General features: G+C 42.4%; 13 protein-coding genes and 1 pseudogene. 12 read left to right on the forward strand and 2 right to left on the reverse strand.

Annotation, left to right across the window (positions count from 1 at the left end; translation table 11 throughout):
* Positions 1-30 precede the first annotated feature (30 nt).
* On the forward strand, positions 31-1,050 hold the full coding sequence (pfkA, locus tag ABID27_RS02205; protein WP_253363161.1) for a 6-phosphofructokinase: 1,020 nt from the start codon (positions 31-33) through the stop codon (positions 1,048-1,050).
* Between the two features lie 51 nt (positions 1,051-1,101).
* On the forward strand, positions 1,102-2,607 hold the full coding sequence (pyk, locus tag ABID27_RS02210) for a pyruvate kinase (RefSeq protein WP_253363163.1): 1,506 nt from the start codon (positions 1,102-1,104) through the stop codon (positions 2,605-2,607).
* A gap of 54 nt (positions 2,608-2,661) precedes the next feature.
* On the opposite strand, the gene ABID27_RS02215 is transcribed toward pyk, so the two are convergent.
* Entirely contained in the window at positions 2,662-4,023 is a 1,362-nt protein-coding gene (locus ABID27_RS02215) for an Nramp family divalent metal transporter (protein ID WP_253363165.1), read from the reverse strand.
* Between the two features lie 117 nt (positions 4,024-4,140).
* Between ABID27_RS02215 and pcrA the strand changes: the two genes are divergently transcribed.
* The 9 genes and pseudogenes from pcrA (at position 4,141) to lepA (ending at position 17,985) form a co-directional block, all read left to right on the forward strand.
* Positions 4,141-6,423 carry a DNA helicase PcrA gene (gene pcrA / locus ABID27_RS02220; protein ID WP_253363167.1) on the forward strand — a complete coding sequence of 761 codons (2,283 nt, stop codon included), beginning with the start codon at positions 4,141-4,143 and terminating at the stop codon, positions 6,421-6,423.
* Between the two features lie 89 nt (positions 6,424-6,512).
* Positions 6,513-7,799: pseudogene (locus ABID27_RS02225) on the forward strand (O-acetylhomoserine aminocarboxypropyltransferase/cysteine synthase family protein).
* An 87-nt stretch (positions 7,800-7,886) separates the two neighbouring features.
* Positions 7,887-8,255 carry an OsmC family protein gene (locus tag ABID27_RS02230; protein WP_354279906.1) on the forward strand — a complete coding sequence of 123 codons (369 nt, stop codon included), beginning with the start codon at positions 7,887-7,889 and terminating at the stop codon, positions 8,253-8,255.
* 71 nt (positions 8,256-8,326) lie between these two features.
* Positions 8,327-11,566: an ATP-dependent nuclease subunit B gene (gene rexB, locus ABID27_RS02235; RefSeq protein WP_354279908.1), complete on the forward strand. Its 3,240-nt coding sequence runs from the start codon at positions 8,327-8,329 to the stop codon at positions 11,564-11,566.
* On the forward strand, positions 11,563-15,153 hold the full coding sequence (addA, locus tag ABID27_RS02240; protein WP_354279910.1) for a helicase-exonuclease AddAB subunit AddA: 3,591 nt from the start codon (positions 11,563-11,565) through the stop codon (positions 15,151-15,153). Before rexB ends, addA begins: the two co-directional genes overlap by 4 nt.
* 19 nt (positions 15,154-15,172) lie before the next feature.
* Positions 15,173-15,556 carry a hypothetical protein gene (locus ABID27_RS02245; protein ID WP_354279912.1) on the forward strand — a complete coding sequence of 128 codons (384 nt, stop codon included), beginning with the start codon at positions 15,173-15,175 and terminating at the stop codon, positions 15,554-15,556.
* A 27-nt stretch (positions 15,557-15,583) separates the two neighbouring features.
* On the forward strand, positions 15,584-15,802 hold the full coding sequence (locus tag ABID27_RS02250) for a hypothetical protein (protein WP_354279914.1): 219 nt from the start codon (positions 15,584-15,586) through the stop codon (positions 15,800-15,802).
* A gap of 51 nt (positions 15,803-15,853) precedes the next feature.
* Positions 15,854-16,084, forward strand: coding sequence for a hypothetical protein (locus tag ABID27_RS02255; RefSeq protein ID WP_354279916.1), 231 nt, complete (start codon positions 15,854-15,856; stop codon positions 16,082-16,084).
* 68 nt (positions 16,085-16,152) lie between these two features.
* On the forward strand, positions 16,153-17,985 hold the full coding sequence (gene lepA / locus ABID27_RS02260) for a translation elongation factor 4 (protein ID WP_354279918.1): 1,833 nt from the start codon (positions 16,153-16,155) through the stop codon (positions 17,983-17,985).
* Positions 17,986-18,463: 478 nt separating this feature from the next.
* Here the strand turns inward: lepA and ABID27_RS02265 are convergent, their stop codons facing one another.
* A complete protein-coding gene (locus tag ABID27_RS02265) occupies positions 18,464-19,993 on the reverse strand; it encodes a helix-turn-helix domain-containing protein (protein ID WP_354279920.1) in 1,530 nt (509 codons plus the stop codon).
* Positions 19,994-20,238: 245 nt separating this feature from the next.
* Here ABID27_RS02265 and ABID27_RS02270 point away from each other — a divergent pair.
* The coding region (locus ABID27_RS02270; protein ID WP_354279922.1) for a Rib/alpha-like domain-containing protein at positions 20,239-21,233 on the forward strand (995 nt) is incomplete at its 3' end.

Genomic DNA, 21,233 nt, shown 5'->3' on the forward strand with positions numbered 1-21,233 from the left:
GTTAAAAAGGAAAAAAGGAGCATAAGCGAAATGAAACGTATTGCTGTTTTGACTAGTGGCGGTGACGCACCTGGTATGAACGCTGCCGTTCGTGCAGTTGTTCGTAAAGCAATTTATGAAGGAATGGAAGTTTATGGTATCAGACATGGTTATGCTGGTATGGTAAACGACGAAATCTTCCCAATGGATTCAGCTTCTGTAGGGAACATTTTGAGCCGTGGTGGAACATTCTTGTGTTCAGCACGTTACCCAGAATTTGCCACTCTTGAAGGGCAAATGAAAGGTATCGAACAGTTGAAAAAACACGGCATCGAAGGTGTTGTAGTTATCGGTGGAGACGGTTCTTACCATGGTGCAATGCGCTTGACAGAACATGGCTTCCCAGCAGTTGGTATACCTGGTACAATCGACAACGATATCGTTGGTACGGATTATACAATCGGTTTTGACACTGCTGTTTCAACTGCCATTGATGCCATTGACAAAATCCGTGACACAGCATTCAGTCATGGTCGTACATTCGTCATTGAGTTGATGGGACGTAATGCAGGTGATATCGCTCTTTGGGCTGGTATGGCGATTGGTGCAGACCAAATCATCATTCCTGAAGAAGAGTTTACATTTGAAGAAGTAGTTGAAAAAGTTAACTACACTTACGATGTATTGAAAAAAGGTCATCATATCATTATCTTGGCAGAAGGTGTTATGTCAGCTGAGAAGTTTGTTGAAGGCATGAAAGCAGCTGGAAACAAAACTGAGGTTCGTGCAGTTAACCCAAGCCACATCTTGCGTGGTGGTAATCCAACAGTTCACGACCGTCTTCTTGCAGCACGTCTTGGCGCTCGCGCTGTAGAATTGCTTAAAGAAGGTAGGGGTGGTTTGGCAGTTGGTATTCGTAACGAACAAGTTGTTGAAAGCCCAATCCTTGGTACTGCTGAAGAAGGCGCACTCTTCACACTTGCTGAAGATGGAAGCATCATCGTGAACAACCCACACAAGGCTGACTTAAAATTGGCAGAACTCAACCGTCAATTACAACACCGTCTTTAATCTAACGAGTTAATCGTTTCAAATATCAATAAAAATAGGAGTTTTTCAAAAATGAATAAACGCGTAAAAATCGTTGCAACACTTGGACCAGCCGTTGAAACACGTGGTGGTAAAAAATTCGGTGAAGATGGTTACTGGGGTGAGCCTCTTGATGTTGAAACATCAGCTGCAACCATTGCTGAATTGATCAAAGCTGGTGCAAATGTTTTCCGTTTCAACTTCTCACATGGTGACCATGAAGAGCAAGGTGCACGTATGGCAACTGTTCGTAAAGCTGAAGAAATCGCTGGTAAAAAAGTAGGTTTCCTTTTGGATACAAAAGGTCCAGAAATCCGTACTGAATTGTTTGAAGGCGAAGCGAAAGAATATAGCTACGTAACTGGTGAAACAATCCGCGTTGCTACAAAACAAGGTATCAAATCAACTCGTGAAGTGATTGCCCTTAACGTTGCTGGTAGCTTGGATGTCTACGATGACGTTGAAGTTGGGAAACAAGTACTTGTTGACGATGGTAAATTAGGTCTTCGTGTTATTTCTAAAGACGATGAAAAACGTGAATTTGTATGTGCTGTTGAAAATGATGGCGTTATTGCAAAACAAAAAGGTGTAAACATCCCTTACACTAAAATTCCTTTCCCATCACTTGCAGAACGTGATGATGCGGATATCCGTTTCGGTCTTGAAAACGGCTTGAACTATATCGCTATCTCATTTGTACGTTCAGCAAAAGACGTAGAAGCTGTTCGTGCTATTTGTGAAGAAACTGGTAACGGTCACGTTCGTCTCTTCTCAAAAATCGAAAACCAACAAGGTATCGATAACTTGGACGAAATCATCGAGGCTTCAGACGGTATCATGATCGCTCGTGGTGACATGGGTATTGAAGTACCATTCGAAATGGTTCCAGTTTACCAAAAACAAATCATCACTAAAGTAAATGCGGCTGGTAAAGCAGTTATCACAGCAACAAACATGCTTGAAACAATGACTGACAAACCACGTGCAACTCGTTCAGAAGTATCTGACGTATTCAACGCTGTTATCGACGGTACTGATGCAACAATGCTTTCAGGTGAATCAGCAAACGGTAAATACCCACTTGAGTCAGTTCGCACAATGGCAACTATTGCTATGAACGCACAAACTCTTCTTGGTGAATATGGTCGTTTGGACTCATCAACATTTGACCGTACTTCTAAAACAGAAGTTATCGCATCAGCTGTTAAAGATGCATGTAACTCAATGGACATTAAATTGGTTGTAACTGTAACTGAAACTGGTTTCTCAGCTCGCCAAATTTCTAAATACCGTCCAGATGCAGACATCTTGGCTGTAACATTTACAGAAAATATTCAAAAATCATTGATGCTTAACTGGGGTGTTATTCCAGTCGTAACTGACAAACCAGCTTCAACAGATGACATGTTCGAATTGGCTGAGAAAGCTGCGCTTGAATCAGGTCTTGTTGAATCAGGTGACAACATCGTTATCGTTGCTGGTGTACCAGTTGGTCAATCAGGTTCTACAAACACAATGCGTGTTCGTACAATTGCTTAATTCTAAAATAAAAATAAGATTCGCCTGTAGGTGAATCTTATTTTTATTTTAGAATTATCCATTTATAAATAGATTGATAATTAATTTAATATTTAAGATGGATAGCAGACTGGCAATTGTATAGGCGAGGTAGGTGTTCCATTTTGCATTTACAAATACCCCCATATATTTTTTTCTAGAAGTGAAATAGATCAAGGGAAAAATCGAAAAAGGTAATGCAACAGATAGAAAAACTTGTGAATAGACAATCAATTGGTCTAGAATTTTTTCTTGGCTACCAAAAAGAATAGAAAGAATAAGGACAGGCAGGAGGGCTAGACCTCGAGTTATCAATCGAATTAGCCATTGAGGAAGTCTTAAATGGAGGAAGCCTTCCATAACGACTTGTCCAGTTAGAGTTCCCGTAATTGTCGAATTTTGCCCACTAGCTAATAGTGCCAGTGCGAACAGAGTAGAAAGAAATGAGCTAGCAATGGTGCCTACGATGCGATTATTAGACAAGGCGTTGTACATTTGTGAAAAAGCACTGACTTGACTAGAATGACCGTAAAACAATGATGCACCTAAAATTAGCAACAGAGAGTTAACAATAAAGGCTAATGTCAGTTGTATATTGGAATCCCAGGTCATAAAACGAATACTTTTTTGAAGCGAAATCGTACTAGTGGTATCCACTTTACGAGTCTGAGATAGAGCTGAGTGGAGATAGAGATTGTGGGGCATAACAGTGGCACCAATGATACCTAGCGCAAGAGTTAAAGGTGTATTTTCTGTGTTAGGATGTGACTCAATTAACGAAGCTGAAGGAAAGTAACCTCTAAATAGACTTTGAAAGTCAGGTTTGGATAAAATGACTAAATAAAGAAAAATTATTAGGATAGTAAATATGAGCGTCGTAACCAGTGCTTCGATTTTTTGAACACCAAATTTTAGTAACAGAAGTAGTAAAAAGACATCTAAGATTGTAATGCAAATCGAAAAAGTGAGTGGCCACCCAAATAGAAGATGAAGTGCAATTCCTGAGCCGATAACTTCTGCCAAATCTGTCGCCATAAGCGCAAGTTCTATGATAATGAATAGAATGTAGCGAAAAGGTTTTGCAAGGTTGGTAGCTGTAATTTGGGCCAAGTCTTGTTGTGTAACGATTCCAAGCTTACCAGCCATTTGTTGTAGCTGCATAGCCATTAAAGATGAGAGTAGTACAACAAAAAGAAGACTATAACGGTAACTCGCTCCTCCGATAACACTGGTAATCCAATTTCCTGGATCCATGTAGCCGACAGCGACAAGGGCACCAGGTCCTAAAAATACCCTTAGTGTGGAGAAGAAGCCTGCACTTTCAGGTGGCGTTATACTTTGATTTAATTTACCAAGGGACTGCTTATTTTGTTGGTATGTTTCTTGTTCTAACTTCATAGGAGTATTATAGCACAAAGTCTGTTTGAAATTGTATTAGATTATGAGATTGCTTGTTGAACTTGTCGCTTGTTTTTTGTTATAATAAAAAGATAATTGATTAGAAAGTATGAGAAAATGAATCCATTATTACAAGGAATGAATGACCGTCAAGCAGAGGCGGTTCAAACAACGGAAGGACCATTGTTGATTATGGCGGGGGCTGGTTCTGGTAAAACCCGTGTCCTGACGCACCGCATTGCTTATCTGATTGATGAAAAAATGGTCAATCCATGGAATATTTTGGCCATTACCTTTACCAATAAAGCTGCGCGAGAAATGAGAGAGCGGGCAATGGCCTTAAATCCCGCTACTCAAGATAGCTTGATTGCAACCTTTCACTCTATGTGTGTTCGGATTTTGCGTCGTGATGCAGACCATATTGGTTACAATCGCAATTTTACTATCGTTGATCCAGGTGAGCAGCGCACACTGATGAAACGGATTTTGAAAAATCTCAATCTTGATCCCAAAAAGTGGAGCGAACGGTCAATTCTAGGAACTATTTCGAATGCAAAAAATGACTTGCTGGATGAAGTGGCCTACGAGAGCCAGGCTGGGGACATGTATACTCAGATTGTAGCCAAGTGCTATAAGGCCTACCAGAAAGAGTTACGCCAGTCTGAAGCGGTGGATTTTGATGACTTAATTATGCTGACCCTTCGTCTTTTTGACCAAAATCCGCAGGTCTTGACCTATTACCAACAACGTTACCAATATATCCACGTAGATGAGTACCAAGATACCAACCATGCCCAATACCAGTTGGTCAAGCTTTTGGCTTCTCGCTTTAAAAATATCTGTGTAGTGGGGGATGCGGACCAGTCTATCTATGGATGGCGTGGTGCAGATATGCAAAATATCCTCGACTTTGAGAAGGATTATCCAGATGCAAAAGTGGTACTTTTGGAGGAAAATTACCGTTCAACCAAAACGATTTTGCAGGCAGCTAATGACGTCATCGAGCGCAATAAAAATCGACGTCCTAAGAAATTATGGACGCAGAACAACGAAGGTGAGCAGATTGTTTACCACCGTGCCAATGATGAGCAGTCTGAGGCAGTATTTGTTGCACAACAAATTGCGATAATGGCCCAAGGTCAATACAATTACAAGGACTTTGCGGTTCTCTATCGGACCAATGCCCAGTCTCGTACGATTGAGGAAGCCTTGCTCAAGTCCAACATTCCTTACACCATGGTGGGTGGAACCAAGTTCTATAGCCGTAAGGAAATTCGAGATGTCATTTCTTATCTGAATATCATTGCAAATCCAGCTGACAATATTTCATTTGAGCGGATCGTCAATGAGCCCAAGCGTGGTGTCGGACCAGGTACGGTTGACAAGATTCGCGATTTTGCCAATTTGCAGGAAATGTCTCTCTTGGATGCCTGTTCGCAAATCATGTTGTCTCCTATCAAGGGCAAGGCCGCTCAAGCTGTTTGGGATTTGGCCAATATTATTTTAGGCCTTCGTGAGAAATTGGACCAGTTGACCATCACAGAATTGGTCGAACAGGTATTGAATCAAACGGGTTATTTGAATGCCTTGGCTGTGCAGGCGACCATTGAGGCAAATGCACGGATTGAAAACATCCAGGAGTTTCTATCTGTTACCAAAAACTTTGACGAAAAAGATGTAGAGCTTGAGGGAGAAACTGGTTTAGACAAGCTGAGCCTATTCCTCAATGATTTGGCTTTGATTACGGATACGGATGATGGTGAAGTAGAGGCGGCTGAGGTGACCTTGATGACCTTGCACGCAGCAAAGGGGTTGGAATTTCCAGTTGTTTTCTTGATTGGGATGGAGGAAAATGTCTTTCCGCTCAGTCGAGCTGCCGAAGAGGAAGCCGAGCTTGAAGAAGAACGGCGTCTGGCTTATGTGGGCATTACGCGTGCGGAACAAACGCTTTTCCTGACAAATGCCAATTCTCGTCTGCTGTTCGGTCGGACTAATTACAATCAACCGAGTCGCTTTATTCGTGAGATTTCAAGTGATTTGCTGGATTATCAAGGCTTGGCGCGCCCTGCTAATACTAGCTTCAAGGCCTCTTATGTCAATGGCAAATCAGGTCAATTTGGCCAAGGGATGAGCCTGTCACAGGCCTTGCAAAGCAGAAAAGCCGCTGCTCAGCCTCGCCAAACTTCTATCGGTGGCAGTCTGCCTTTCGGAAAAAATGCTGGCGCTGCTCCATCAACGGATTGGTCAGTAGGAGACATTGCTATCCATAAAAAATGGGGTCAGGGAACGGTTCTGGAAGTTTCTGGATCAGGTTCAGGACAAGAGTTGAAAATCAATTTCCCAGAAATGGGACTCAAAAAAGTATTGGCGTCCATTGCGCCGATTACCAAAAAAGATTAAGCTATAGCTTTTTTATCTAATAAGTATTGGAAAACTTGTATATTTAGGAGTAGAATATAAGAAAAAATTTTAGATAAAGAGGTCCAACAATGAGCGAAAAATGGAGTTTTGAAACCTTACAATTACACGCGGGTCAACAGATTGATTAGGATACCAAGTCACGTGCTGTTCCGATTTATCAAACAACGTCCTATGTATTTGACAGTGCACAGGATGCAGAGGATATTTTTGCCTTGAGAAAGCCAGCTAATATTTATTCACGAATCGGCAATTCTACTGTTTCTGTCTTCGAGGAGCGGGTAGTTGCCTTGGAAGGTGGTGTGGGTGCCCTTGCGACAGCATCTGGCATGGCTGCAATCACCTATACTATTTTAGCGTTGACGCATGCGGGAGACCATGTGGTAGCAGCGACGACACTTTATGGTGGTACTTTTAACTTTCTAAAAGAAACCCTCCCACGCTATGGGATTACTGCAACATTTGTTGATATTGACCAACTCGATGAGGTGGAAGCTGCCATCACGGATAAGACTAAGCTGGTCTGGGTTGAAACCTTGGGAAATCCTCTGATTAACATTCCTGACTTGGAAAAGGTGGCAGAAATTGCGCATGGGCATCAGATTCCTCTGGTAGCGGATAATACATTTGGCACGCCCTGCTTGATTCAGGTGTTTGACCATGGTGTTGATATTTCTGTTCATTCTGCGACCAAATTTATTGGCGGTCATGGGACATCAATCGGTGGTGTCATCGTGGATAGTGGTCGATTTGACTGGGAAGCTAGTGGCAAATTTTCGCAGTTTGTTGAAGAAGACACAACCTAACATAATCTGAGTTACACGCGAGATATTGATCCGGCTGCATTTGTGACAGCAGTTCGGACCCAACTATTACGTGATATGGGGGCTTGCCTATCACCATTTAATGCCTTTTTATTGCTTCAAGGTCTTGAAATCTTATCCTTGCGAGTGGATCGTCACTTGGAAAACACTCAGAAAATTGTTGCTTTTTTAGAAGAACACCCGCAAGTAGAAGTGGTTAATTATCCAAGTTTGCCAACGAATCCTTACTATGAGCTCCCCCAAAAATATTTTCCAAAAGGTGCAGGCTCAATCTTTACCTTCCATGTGAAGGGAGAGGCTGCAGAAGCCTGCCAAGTCATCAATCAGTTGGAAATTTTCTCAAATCTTGCCAATGTAGCTGACGCCAAATCCTTAGTTGTCCATCCGGCAACCACAACACATGCACAATTACCTGAGGCGGACTTGCTGGCTTGCGGTGTTACGAACAATCAAATCCGTCTGTCTATCGGTCTTGAAAATGCCAATGACTTAATCGCAGATTTGAAACAAGCCTTGGACAGTCTGGAAGGATAGTCCCAAACAATTTGACAGAAAAAAAGGAGAAACTTTGGTAGAATAAAGTCAAACGTTTTAATGACTGTCAAACAGTGGGAGGACCTTATGTACCAAACGAAGATTAAAGGAGACAAACTTTATCATGCTGTGTCAGAGGGCTACGGGAGTCCTGTAGAACTTTTTGGAGCTGTTGAAAATGGTGAAACACCGATGAGCCTTCTGAATATTGCCTTGGCTTCCTGCATCACCATGTGTGCTCAAGGGTATTTCAAGCGGAAACATGGAATTGTGCAGATGCCGATTCAAGTGGAGAGCTGCTATGCTAATGATACTTTTCAGCTCAAAATGACGCTTCCAGATCCCTTGACGGATGAGCAAGAAAAAGAATTGTTGGACTATGTCAATCAGCAATGTCGGGTGAAAAAACTACTGCGGACAGATGTGGCTATTCAGCTAGAAATAACCTATTTATAATCGGAAGAGGGTGGATGCGTGTCCATCCCTTTTTCTTTTGATATAATAGAAGGACGAGAAAGGGTGAGAGCATGAAACTAGTATATAGCGAGATGAGTCAAGATTTGACGGTTCGATTAAGTCAGCAGGCGCAGGAATTTGCACGGGCGGGTAGGCGTGTATTTTATATTGCGCCCAATTCACTATCTTTTGAAATGGAGCGAAAGGTGCTTGGGCATTTGGATGGTCAGGCTTCTTTTGATATCATGGTGACACGTTTTGGGCAAATGGCGCGTTATTTTGTCTTAAATGAGAGCAAGCAGGCAGATAATCTGGACGATATTGGCTTGACCATGCTCATGTACCGTGTCTTGTCTCAATTTGGCGAAACGGACTTGAAGGTCTATGGCAAGTTAAAAACAGATCTGGAGTTCATCGGTCAGCTACTCGCCTTGTACAAGGAAATGCAGTCGGCAAATTTAACGATTTCGGATTTGGAATGGATTGATTCGGCTGAAAAGAGTCAGGATTTGACCCGTATTTTTTCGGATTTTTCAGTGGCACTCGGGAAAGAAAATTATGCCCAAGAAAGTAAGTTAGCCTTTTTCACGCGTTTGGTTCAGTCTGGACAATTAGATGCGGAGTTGGCAAATGTTGCTTTGGTCATTGACGGCTTTACCCGTTTTTCGGCAGAAGAAGAAGTCTTGGTTTCTAGTCTAGCAACCAGAGTTGAAGAGATTGTGATCGGGGTATATGCCAGCAAACGGTCCTACCAATCGTCCTATATAGAAGGAAATGTCTACCAGGCACCGGTCGAGTTTTTACGGCACCTTTCCCAGCTTTTTCAAGTCAAACCTGAATTTTTAGCTGATGAATCGGGCTTGAAGAGTGTGGACAAGATTGCCAAAAACTTGGAATATCAGTCTAGTTTTTCGGACCAACGTGTGGAGATGAGCCAAAATGAGCTATCTGTTTTGCAAATCTGGGATGTGACCAATCAAAAAGAAGAGGTCGAACAGGTGGCGCGAGCCATTCGTCATGACTTGCAGACGGGCTATCGTTATAAGGATATTCTCGTACTTTTGGGCGATGTGGAAGCTTACCAATTGCAGATAGGCAAGGTTTTTGATAAGTATGAGATTCCCTTTTATCTAGGGAAGGCTGAGGAGATGAGCCATCATCCCTTGGTGCATTTTGTGGAGTCTTTGGAGCGTATCAAGCATTATAATTTTCGATTAGAAGATGTGCTCAATCTGCTCAAGTCAGGCTTGTATGGCAGTTTCCGCCAAGATGCCTTGGATAAATTGGAGCAGTATCTCCTCTTCGCAGATGTCAAAGGGCAGGCCAAGTTTGCAAAGGATTTTACAGCCAATACGCATCAGAAGTATGACTTGGAGCGTCTCAATCAGATGCGCCAGACCATTATGACTCCCCTGCAGGAGTTGTTTAAGGCGCAGGCCCAATCCGGTCATAGCCTCCTGCAAAAATTTACAAACTTTTTAAATCAAATACAGCTAGCGGAGAATATGCAGGCAGTGACGGCTGGTCTGGACGAGATGGCTCTGGAAAAAGAAGAGCAGGTCTGGAAGGCTTTTTGTCATATTTTAGAGCTGACAAAGACTATCTTTGGGCACGAAAAATTGACCTTGGCGGAGTTTTTGGCACTCTTGCGCACAGGAATGCTGGCTAGTCAGTATCGTGTGGTACCAGCAACGGTGGACGTTGTTAATGTGAAATCCTATGATTTGATTGCACCGCATACAGCTAAAAAGATTTACGCCATCGGACTCAGCAAGTCAAATTTCCCTAAAATGACCAAGAATACCAGTCTCTTGACTGAGGAAGAAAAGCAGCTCATCAATGATAAATCGGCTGAAACCGGGCATTTTGAACTGGCTTCCCGTGAGAATACTAAGAAAAATCATTTTACCATGTTGTCGCTCATTCATTCAGCGACGGATCAGTTGGTTTTGTCCAGTCCGCAGATTTTCAATGAAGCAGAAGATGGCTTGTCTCCCTATCTGAAACTGTTGGATGAGATGGGAGTGGAGCGCTTGGGAAAAGGTCGAGAAAAGACCTTGTTAGCGCAGGATATAGGTCACTACAAAGGGCTTTTGTCTCGCGTGATAGAAGCTAATCGGGCTGATTTTCAGGCGGAGTGGACCAAGGAAGAAGCTACATTTTGGGCAGTTGCTGTGCGTTATCTGCGGAAAAAATTGGAGACGGAAAATATTCATATCCCTGCGGTGTCATCGGACTTACAAACGGTGCAATTAGCTCAAGAAACCTTGGACAAACTCTATCCAGCTGGAGAAGTGCTGCAATTGTCTGCATCCAGTTTGACGACCTTTTATCAGAATGAATACCTTTATTTCTTGCGGTATGTATTGGGACTTGAAGAGCAAGAAAGTATTCATCCAGATGCGCGTAGTCATGGGAATTTCTTGCATCGAATTTTTGAGCGGGTGATGACAGATGAACGGTCGGATTTTGATGAAAAGTTGAGTGATGCCATTCAAGAAACACGTCAGGAAGTGGAGTTTTTTGCCCTCTATCAGCAGGATGCTGAGTCTCAATTTTCGGAGCAGAGGCTCTTGGACATTGCGCGTGCGACATCTCTAGTTCTTCGTGATGACTCCATCATTGATGTCTTGGAGGATGAAGCTGTTTTTGGAGCAGAGAATTCCAATCTTTTGACCTTGGAAAATGGCAGAGCTCTTAACATTCGTGGGAAAATTGACCGCTTGGATGCTATTCGATCGGACGGTGCTCTGGGGGTCGTAGACTATAAATCCAGCAAGAAAGAGTTCAAATTAGCTGACTTTTACAATGGTCTTAGTCCTCAGCTCATGACCTATATTGCAGCGATCAAGCAGCACCCTGAATACAGTCAGACGGAAAAAATATTTGGCGCGATGTATTTGCATATGCTGGATCCGATTGTCTCCCTCAAGGATACAAAAGGTGCGGATAGCGTGCTTATGGAGGCTTACAAGTCTTTGGTTTATCGTGGATTATTCTTAGAAGAAGAGACCAACCGACTCAATCAGTTTTACTACAAAACCAAGAATACAACCTTTACCGAATCGGAGATGGCGACCCTACTCGCTCACAATGAAGGTCTCTACAAGCAGGCTGCAGAAAAGATTTTATCAGGGAATTTTGTCATTAACCCTTATACGGAAGACGGGAAGTCCGTCGCAGGAGATCAGCTGAAAGCCATAACTGGCTTTGAGGCCAATCTTCACTTGCCATTTGCCCGTCAGCTGGTAAAAGGTGGTAAACGCGAAGACTGGTTTGCCAGAATGGACGAGAAAGGAGGTCAGGCATGACATTTGAAGCATTTTTAAGTCCGGAAGAAATCATCCAATTACAAGAGGCGGAATTAGCTTCTCAAGCCGCACAAAAGCGAACACCGGAGCAAATCGAAGCCATCTATACAAATGGCAGCAATGTCCTCGTATCGGCTTCTGCTGGTTCAGGAAAAACCTTTGTCGTGGTGGAGCGGATTTTGGATAAAATCAAGCGCGGAATTGCTATTAAGCACCTCTTTATCTCGACCTTTACCGTTAAGGCGGCAGGTGAGCTCAAGGAACGGATTGAGAAGAAGTTACATCAAGCCATCGCCCAAACGACTGATCCACAACTGCGTCAGCATCTGTCTGCCCAGCTGCTCGACCTGGAAACAGCAGATATTGGGACCATGGATGCCTTTACCCAGAAGCTGCTCACTAGTTATGGCTATACCATTGGTGTGGCACCGAATTTTCGGATTTTGCAGGATAAGAATGAACAGGATTTGCTGAAAAATGAAGTCTATGCGGATTTGTTTGAAGACTATATGGCGGGGCAAGATGGTCGAACTTTCCAAGCACTGGTTGAAAATTTCTCTGGAAACAGCAAAGATTCCAAGGCCTTTCGAGCCGTTGTTTATCAAGTACATGCCTTTAGCCAATCCACCAGCAATCCCAAGGAATGGATCCAAGAAAAATTACTTCGTGGACATGAAACCTTTACCAACCTAGAGAGTTTGCCAGATGCTATCATGCAGGGATTATTTGATGCTATGGAGCAGGCAGCGAATGACTTACAGGACTTAACAGACTCGCCAGACTACAAGCAAGTCACAGCAAAAGGTACACCGACCGCGACTTATACCAAGCACCAAACTATCTTTACAGGTCTGCGTGACCTACCAGTTGCCTTTGGCGAGGACAAGGACTTTGGAAAATTGATGACAGACTTGAGTGCGCTTTTGCCATCGGGAGCCGATGTGACGGTCGCCAAGGTAAAATACCCAGTCTTTAAGCAGGTCAAAGCTCGATTGGCGGATTTGCAGCACTTGGAGACCATTTTGGCCTATCAAGGTCAGGCTCTTCCGCTCTTAAAACTTTTGCAGAATTTTGTTCTAGACTTTTCAGACCAATACTTGCAACGAAAAATACAGGAATCTGCATTTGAATTCTCGGATGTCAGCCATTTTGCTATTCAGATTTTGGAGGAAAATGAAGACATTCGCAGGACCTACCAAGACCGCTACCATGAAGTCATGGTGGATGAATACCAAGACAATAACCATAGTCAGGAACGCATGCTGGACCTGCTTTCTAACGGAAAGAATCGATTTATGGTGGGAGATATCAAGCAGTCCATCTACCGTTTTCGTCAGGCTGACCCACAGATTTTCCAGTCAAAATTTGAACTTTATCAGAGCAATCCAGCAGCCGGGAAGTTGATTTTGCTCAAGGAAAATTTCCGTAGCCAGTCAGAAGTCTTAGATGCGACCAATGCCATCTTTACTCGTCTCATGGACCGACAAGTCGGTCAAATCAAGTACGACCAGACACATACGCTAGTAGCAGGTAGTCCTAGTCAGAAGATTGTCCTCCCTGAAAATGAAATGGAGTACCTCGTTTACGACACTGATGTGGATGAAAATGCTGCTGAGCAGGAAATCACTTCCGGTGAAGTGGAGTTGGTTGCCAAGGAAATCATTCATCTGGTCAATGAAAAAAATGTTGCTTTCTCTGATATTACTCTCTTGGTTCCATCCCGAACACGCAACGATGCCATTTTAACCACCTTTGAAAAACACGGCATTCCCATCGTATCTGACGGAGGCGAGGCCAATTATCTCAAGTCTGTCGAAGTCATGATCATGCTGGACACTCTGCGCACCATCAACAATCCTCTCAATGACTATGCCCTCGTTGCCCTGCTCAAATCTCCCATGTTTCACTTTAACGAGGACGAGTTGGCTCGGTTGGCATTACAAGCTGAAAAAGGCAATCTCTATGAAAAGATGCGACTTGCCTTAGAAAGAAAAGGAGCAAGTCAAGAACTCATTTTTGCTGCGCTTCATCAAAAGATTAGCCTCTTTGAAGCCGACTTACATGACTGGCGCCGCTTTGCAAAGATAGGCTCCATTCATGACTTGATTTGGAAGATTTTCAATGAGAAATTTTACTATGATTATGTCGGTGCCTTGCCAAATGGTGCCAAACGTCAGGCTAATCTCTATGCACTGGGACTACGAGCCAATAATTTTGAAAAAACCGGTTTTAAGGGCTTGGCGCGTTTTATTTCTATGATTGACAAGCTTTTGGCCAGCGATAACGACTTGGCAGATGTGGAAGTGGCCTTGCCACAAGATGCCGTGCAGCTCATGACGGTTCACAAGTCCAAAGGACTGGAGTTCAAGTATGTCTTTTTGCTCAATATGGATAAGAATTTCAACGCCATGGAAAGCAAGGGTTCGGTTATCTTGAGCCGTGAAAATGGGATTGGTATCAAGTATCTGGCTGATATGAAGGATCAATTCGAGACGCCGCTCCCTCATGTGCGCGTGTCCATGAATACCCTGCCCTATCAACTCAATCAGCGAGAACTTAAAATTGCCAACCTTTCTGAGCAAATGCGCCTCCTCTATGTCGCTATGACGCGGGCTGAGAAGAAGCTCTATCTGGTCGGAAAAGGTAGTCAAGAAAAGCTGGCAGACAAGTACGATGGCAAGCGAGATGCGGGTGTCCTCCTAGCATCAACTCGTGAGTCCATGACCAATTTTCAGGATTGGATACTGGGAATTGCGAAAGCTTTTGAGGGAGAAAATCTTTATTTCAAGAAAACCTTTATCACCGACCAAGATTTGACACCAGAACAGATTGGTCAGCTGAAAGTTGAAGGAAAGATTGCTGCGGATGACATGAAGGATAATCGCCAATCAGAAGATATCAGCCTAGCATTAGCCCAATTAGAAGCGGTAGAAATGCTAAATGAGAAGTACGCAAGTGCCATTCAGCTACCAAGTCTTCGCACGCCTAGCCAAATCAAGAAATTCTACGAACCAGTCTTGGCTGACGATGGATTGGACATCATGGAAAAGACGACTATCGCTCCTAAGTTTGACCTACCTGATTTTTCTAAAAAAGCAACTGTAACGGGTGCGCAAATCGGTTCAGCTGTTCACGAGCTCATGCAACGAATTCCTTTAGTTGCTCCCATGACCATGCCTATTTTGCAGAAGGCCTTGGCACAAGTTCAAGTAGAGCCTGCTGTTAAGGAAAAAATTGCCTTGGAAAAAGTGCTAGCATTCTTTGCTAGTCCGCTTGGACAGGAAATTCTCCTTCATAAGGACAAGGTGCGTCGAGAAGCGACTTTTGCTCTTCTCAAAAAAGACCCAGTTTCCAAAGAAGACTATGTTCTTCGTGGGATTATTGACGGCTTTATACGTTACGAGGACCGCATTGTGCTCTTTGACTACAAAACGGACCACTATCAGGAAGCGGAACAGATGAAAACACGCTACGCTGGCCAAATGCAGTTGTACGCCGAAGCTCTACAACAAGCCTACCAAGTAGAAAAAGTGGACAAATACCTGATTTTACTCGGTGAAGAAGAGATTCAGGTATTAGAATTATAGATATGAAAAAGGAGAATGGATGGCATTCGTATTAAGAGAAGAACATGTGGAACAACTTGTCCAGCAGGTAAATGTAGAGAATCCCGCTTTTCAATTTGATTGGCAAACTTACTTGGTTGCGACCCAGCAATCTGGTCGGAGTATTGAGATATTTGTTTTGGTAGAAAATCCAGACTATTTTGCGCTTATTAAAATGGATACATTTGACACTTTAGAAGTGTCAGATGTAAAGATTATCGCTAAAAGTCAAATTCAAGGATTTAAGTTAAAACGCGGACTTATTCAAAATATCCTCAAAATTCGCATGAAAACTGGAGTTTTTTATAAACTTCGTTTCCGTGACAAGGCTGGGAAAAAACTATCTCTGCATGCCCAGAATGCTATTCAGTATAAGATGAATTGACCTGTACAATACGCAGACCGTTTGGATATGAAAGATCATAGCGTCTCTTTTTTCTCACAGGTGAGAACATGGGGATTGATTATCTTAGTATTTATTATTACGGTTATTATTTTAGCTACGACAGGATCTAAGTTGATTGGTATAGTATTTTTTGTAGGGGTTCTTGCAGGAGCTGACTGGTTTAGCAATAAGCTAAAAAGTAGGAAAGTTATGAATACTGATGCAGAATTTTTCAAGCAATCCTAGATAATTGAGCAAGATGCGTCAAATGTTTCTTTTGAAGAGACTTACCAAACCATGAAAAATTGTCAACCTCAACCTGTGACAATGGAAGGTCAGACAGCTTACTATAGTCGTTTATTGCAAATGGCGCATTATTTGGGATATGATAATGAAACTCAATATTACTTGGAGAAGATTCCAAGAGCTTACTCCGAGGGAACTGAGCAAGAGTACCTTGCCTGTGTCAATTACCTCGCCACACCAATTGAAAAAGAACAGGTAGAGAGCATAAACGAAGCTGAATAAGAAAAAATGCTGAGCAAAATCTCGGCATTTTTGGTATAATAAATAGTAATACCCTAAAAGGAATGACTATGAACTTAGAAGAATTGAAAAAACGACAGGAGAAGATTCGTAACTTCTCGATTATTGCTCATATTGACCACGGAAAATCCACACTTGCTGACCGTATTTTGGAGAAGACCGAGACAGTTTCCAGCCGTGAAATGCAGGCTCAGCTCTTGGACTCTATGGATTTGGAGCGCGAGCGTGGTATCACCATCAAGCTCAATGCTGTTCAGCTTAATTACAAGGCTAATGACGGCGAAACCTACATTTTCCACCTGATTGACACGCCTGGACACGTGGACTTTACCTATGAAGTTTCTCGTTCTTTGGCCGCCTGTGAAGGAGCTATTTTGGTCGTTGATGCGGCACAAGGAATTGAAGCTCAAACCCTGGCAAATGTTTACTTGGCCTTGGATAATGACTTGGAAATCTTGCCAATTATCAATAAAATTGACCTGCCAGCAGCGGATCCAGAACGTGTCCGTCATGAAATCGAAGACGTTATCGGCTTAGATGCTTCAGAAGCTGTTCTGACCTCTGCCAAAGCTGGTATCGGGATTGAAGAAATCTTGGAGCAGATTGTGGAGAAAGTACCTGCACCGACAGGTGATGTGGAAGCACCGCTCCAAGCCTTGATTTTCGACTCTGTCTACGATGCTTATCGCGGCGTTATCTTGCAGGTCCGCATTGTCAATGGTATGGTTAAACCGGGCGACAAAATTCAAATGATGTCCAATGGTAAGACCTTTGATGTGACTGAGGTGGGGATTTTCACACCAAAAGCAGTCGGTCGAGACTTTTTGGCAACGGGTGATGTCGGCTATATTGCAGCCTCTATCAAGACAGTGGCAGATACGCGTGTTGGGGACACCGTGACACTTGCTAGCAATCCTGCAACAGAAGCTCTCCATGGCTACAAGCAGATGAATCCAATGGTTTTTGCCGGTATCTATCCGATTGAGTCAAATAAATACAACGACCTGCGTGAAGCTCTTGAAAAACTCCAGCTCAACGATGCCAGTCTTCAATTTGAGCCAGAAACTTCACAAGCTCTTGGCTTTGGTTTCCGTTGCGGCTTCTTGGGACTACTTCACATGGATGTGATCCAAGAGCGTTTGGAACGTGAGTTTAACATTGACCTCATCATGACGGCACCGTCAGTAGTTTACCATGTCAACACGACTGATGGGGAAATGATTGAAGTAGCCAATCCGTCTGAATTCCCAGACCCAACCCGTGTAGAATCCATCGAAGAGCCCTATGTTAAGGCGCAAATCATGGTTCCACAAGAGTATGTCGGAGCAGTCATGGACTTGGCACAGCGCAAGCGTGGAGACTTTGTGACCATGGATTACATTGATGATAATCGTGTCAATGTCATCTATCAAATCCCACTGGCAGAGATTGTTTTTGACTTCTTTGACAAACTCAAGTCTTCTACACGTGGCTATGCAAGTTTTGATTATGAAATTTCAGAATACCGCCGCAGCCAATTGGTGAAGATGGATATCCTCCTCAATGGCGACAAGGTCGATGCTCTCAGCTTTATCGTTCACAAAGAATTTGCCTATGAACGTGGAAAATTGATTGTTGACAAGCTCAAGAAAATCATCCCTCGCCAACAATTCGAAGTGCCGATTCAAGCAGCTATCGGTCAAAAAATCGTGGCTCGTTCTGACATCAAGGCCCTCCGTAAAAACGTATTGGCTAAATGTTATGGTGGTGACGTTTCGCGTAAACGTAAACTCCTTGAAAAACAAAAAGCTGGTAAGAAACGGATGAAGGCTATCGGTTCAGTTGAAGTCCCACAAGAAGCCTTCTTGTCAGTACTTTCAATGGACGATGATGAAAAGAAATAGAAAGATGGGAGTGGGAAAGAACTCATAGTAATCAACAAAGAGTTCCCTTCGCTCCCTTATTTTTAAGCTCAGGCAGAAAACGTCCACTGGACCTTTTTGACACTTGCTCCACAAGTTTTATTTCCAACTTAAACAGGTCCCCGGACCTGTTTAACCCACCTCCGCACAGCTTAAAAGGTTCAGTGAACCTTTTAAGGCTGGAAATGAAGAGAAATTTTCGTGTCAACATAGGCTATCTTTGAAGCTTGAAAAGTGAACAAAGATACCAATCAGCAGTGGTTGTCGGGTGCTGAAGCACCTCGTCAACTGTGCAGGGGAAAAACTATGCTATTAAAATAGCAAGACTTTCTCCTAACCACTGTGTCTTGTTGCAATTCTAGCTCAAATAAAATTAGGAGTTGGACTTGAGCCCAGCTCCTTTCTTAGTAGCAATGAAATTATAGAAAAAAGAGTAAGAACTCAGGCTTATCTGTAGTTCTTACTCTTTTTTTGTGTGTAATTTGTGATAAAGCTCATCCAAATAATCTTCGTATTGCCGCTCACGGATAGCGAGAATATTTTCATAAATAGCCTTGTAATGAGTATCATTGAAATTGATAGAAATAGTGACATACTGATACTGTTCTTCACCGTAAATCTCTTTAAGAAAGGGAATGTATTGCTGTTCTGCTAATAAAACCGCCTTTTCTGTGTGATTTTCAGGGATGAATTTTTCGGAAAGCAGATTGACAGTTTGGATTTTGGTGGTATAGGTTGTAAAATTGCGCCGAATAAAGGAAGCAATCATGTTGAGATTGGCTTGATTATTGGCCACAATGACAAGGGGGACAGGCTTGAGACGATTTTTTAGAATTTCGCTCAGTTGAATTGTCAATAAGACAATATGGTGCTTGGCAATGTGTTTCGTAGATACATAGTGACTTCCCCAATCCCGTATGAGTTTCTCTACAATCTGAAACAAACGTTTTGGATAAAGATTTTCAATGTATTCAAAGAGATAATGGTCTGGGATGAGGTCGTGGATATCGCAAAGAAAACGTCTCATACAGAACAGGATAGACAGTTGAAAATCAAAACTAGCTGTAACTTCTTTTCCAAAAATCGCTTCAAATTTAGGTAGAAGATAGTTGAGACGGGTATGGGCGAAAAATGGTACAAAAAACTCAGAACTAACTTCGAGTCGCCATTTTCCCTTGAAAAGAGGATTGTCTGTGATACCGTAAGCTAAAAAAAGATAGTCGATATCCCCGTCAGTCAGTTCATTTTCAAACTTATCCGCTAAATTTTTTTTCAAAGCCTGACGTAAAGGGGGATATACGGGATGAAATTTCAAAATTTCAAATTCTTCTGAGTAGGGAATGGAGACAGGATAATCCTGTCGTTTCCAAGAGAGAAAAATGAGATAAGAGAAAAAGTGTTGTTCTTCAGGAATCAGCGATGTAGCAACTTCGGGAAGGTAAGGGTTGGTATTCTGGATAAGCTCAAAAACCATTCGATGATCACTTTCAGTGAATTCGTACAGAGAAAATCCGAAGCGATAGTAGAGAGTCGCTAAAAGAAAACGTATGCGGTATTCTGGTCCGATAATGGTATTTTTATCACAATTCAACCCAACCTTTGTCAAATAACTGATGCATTTATTTTTCAAGCGGTAGGCAGTTGCAAGTGATATAAAATATTTGTCTGTAAAATCATGTAAGTGAAGCTCTTCTTCCTGAATCAAAAAGAAGAGAAGTTGCAAAAAGGTTGAAGTCTGGAAAATTTGATGGAAAAAATAAGACTTCTGCTCTTGCTTGATAAGAGTTAGTGTAACTTCATCGTTATTGCAGACGATAGTTAGTGAATCATGAAAGGTCTGCTGGAGTTGTGGAAGTAGGGCAAAAAAGTCCTTTTCACTGATATGAGCGATTTCTAATAGAGACTTGAGATCAATCTCTCTAAAGTCTAATAGAAGGTTTATTAGAGTGACCTGTTGGATTATTTTCTTTTCAATATAATTCTCAATCATATATAATTTCCTATTGTGAGGTTGGATTTATTATATCGAAATATCTAATTTTGAGCAAATTTGTAGGAAGCCACACATGCCGTTTAAAGCCATTATTTGGTAGTTTTCTCAAAAGGTATCCTAAAATAAAAAGAAAGTTGAAAAAAATAGATTACCCCATTCCTATATAATAAAAGTGAAACTCTACTGTTATTATAGTGGAGACTGTCTATTAACATATGACTAAAAAATTATAAGGAGAAGATATGTTTAGAGAACATTCAAATCGAGAAAAGCAACAGCAACGCTTTGGCTTCAGAAAGTATAAAGCCGGTGTTTCCTCAGTCCTGCTGGCAGTAGCATTTTTAGGAGCAGTTCTACCATCATTTGTTGCACCAATGGCAACGATTGTGTATGCGGGTACTCGTATCCCAGGTTCTAAAGCAGAACTCAATGATGCTGCAGCTAAGAGTGTTGATTTAGCGAATATTGCTAATTTTGATTTTACTTCATTGCTTATTGTAGAGTCTGGATACCATGCTAAACTAAATTATGTAAAAGTTGGGACAACATACGGAACTCCAGAAAATAATTTTTCTGAAATTACTGGTGCTAAGGCTACAGGTACAGCGATGGTGAACTTTGTAATCATTGATGATAATACTGGACAGCCATATACAAAGCAAGATGGACAAGTTGACTTTGTTTCACCTTCAATTCTTATCACCAACACTCCTGCTCCAAAACCAGCTACTCCACAACCAGAGGTTAAGGAAAATACAGTTCCAGAGAAGACTCCAGTTGCAGGTCAGCCAGTATCTGTTGTTCCGAAAGACCCAAATACCACTATTGTTACTCCAAATCCAGTTAATGGCTTAACAGTTGACAGTGATGGACATTTAACAGGTACACCAACAGTAGATGATTGGCAACCAGGTGAAGAGTCACGTAAGATTACTATTCCAGTTACTGTTACAGGTCAAGATAAGACTCCAGTGACTGTGGAAGTTCCAGTAACGATTACACGCGTAACCCCAACAACAGAAGGTATTACCGTTCCACAAGGCACTCCAATCACTGAGAAAGATGTGACAGATAAAGTTACAGTTCCAGCTGGCGGTAAGATTACAACAATTGGTGAGATTCCAAGTACTGATACAGCCGGCGATAAACCAGCCGTTGAAGTGATAATCACTTATCCAAACGGTGACACAGAGACTGTGGAAGTTCCAGTTAAAGTGACACCTAAGGTCCCAACTAC

It is taken from the genome of Streptococcus gallinaceus, assembly GCF_040545695.1.
GTDB lineage: Bacteria > Bacillota > Bacilli > Lactobacillales > Streptococcaceae > Streptococcus > Streptococcus gallinaceus.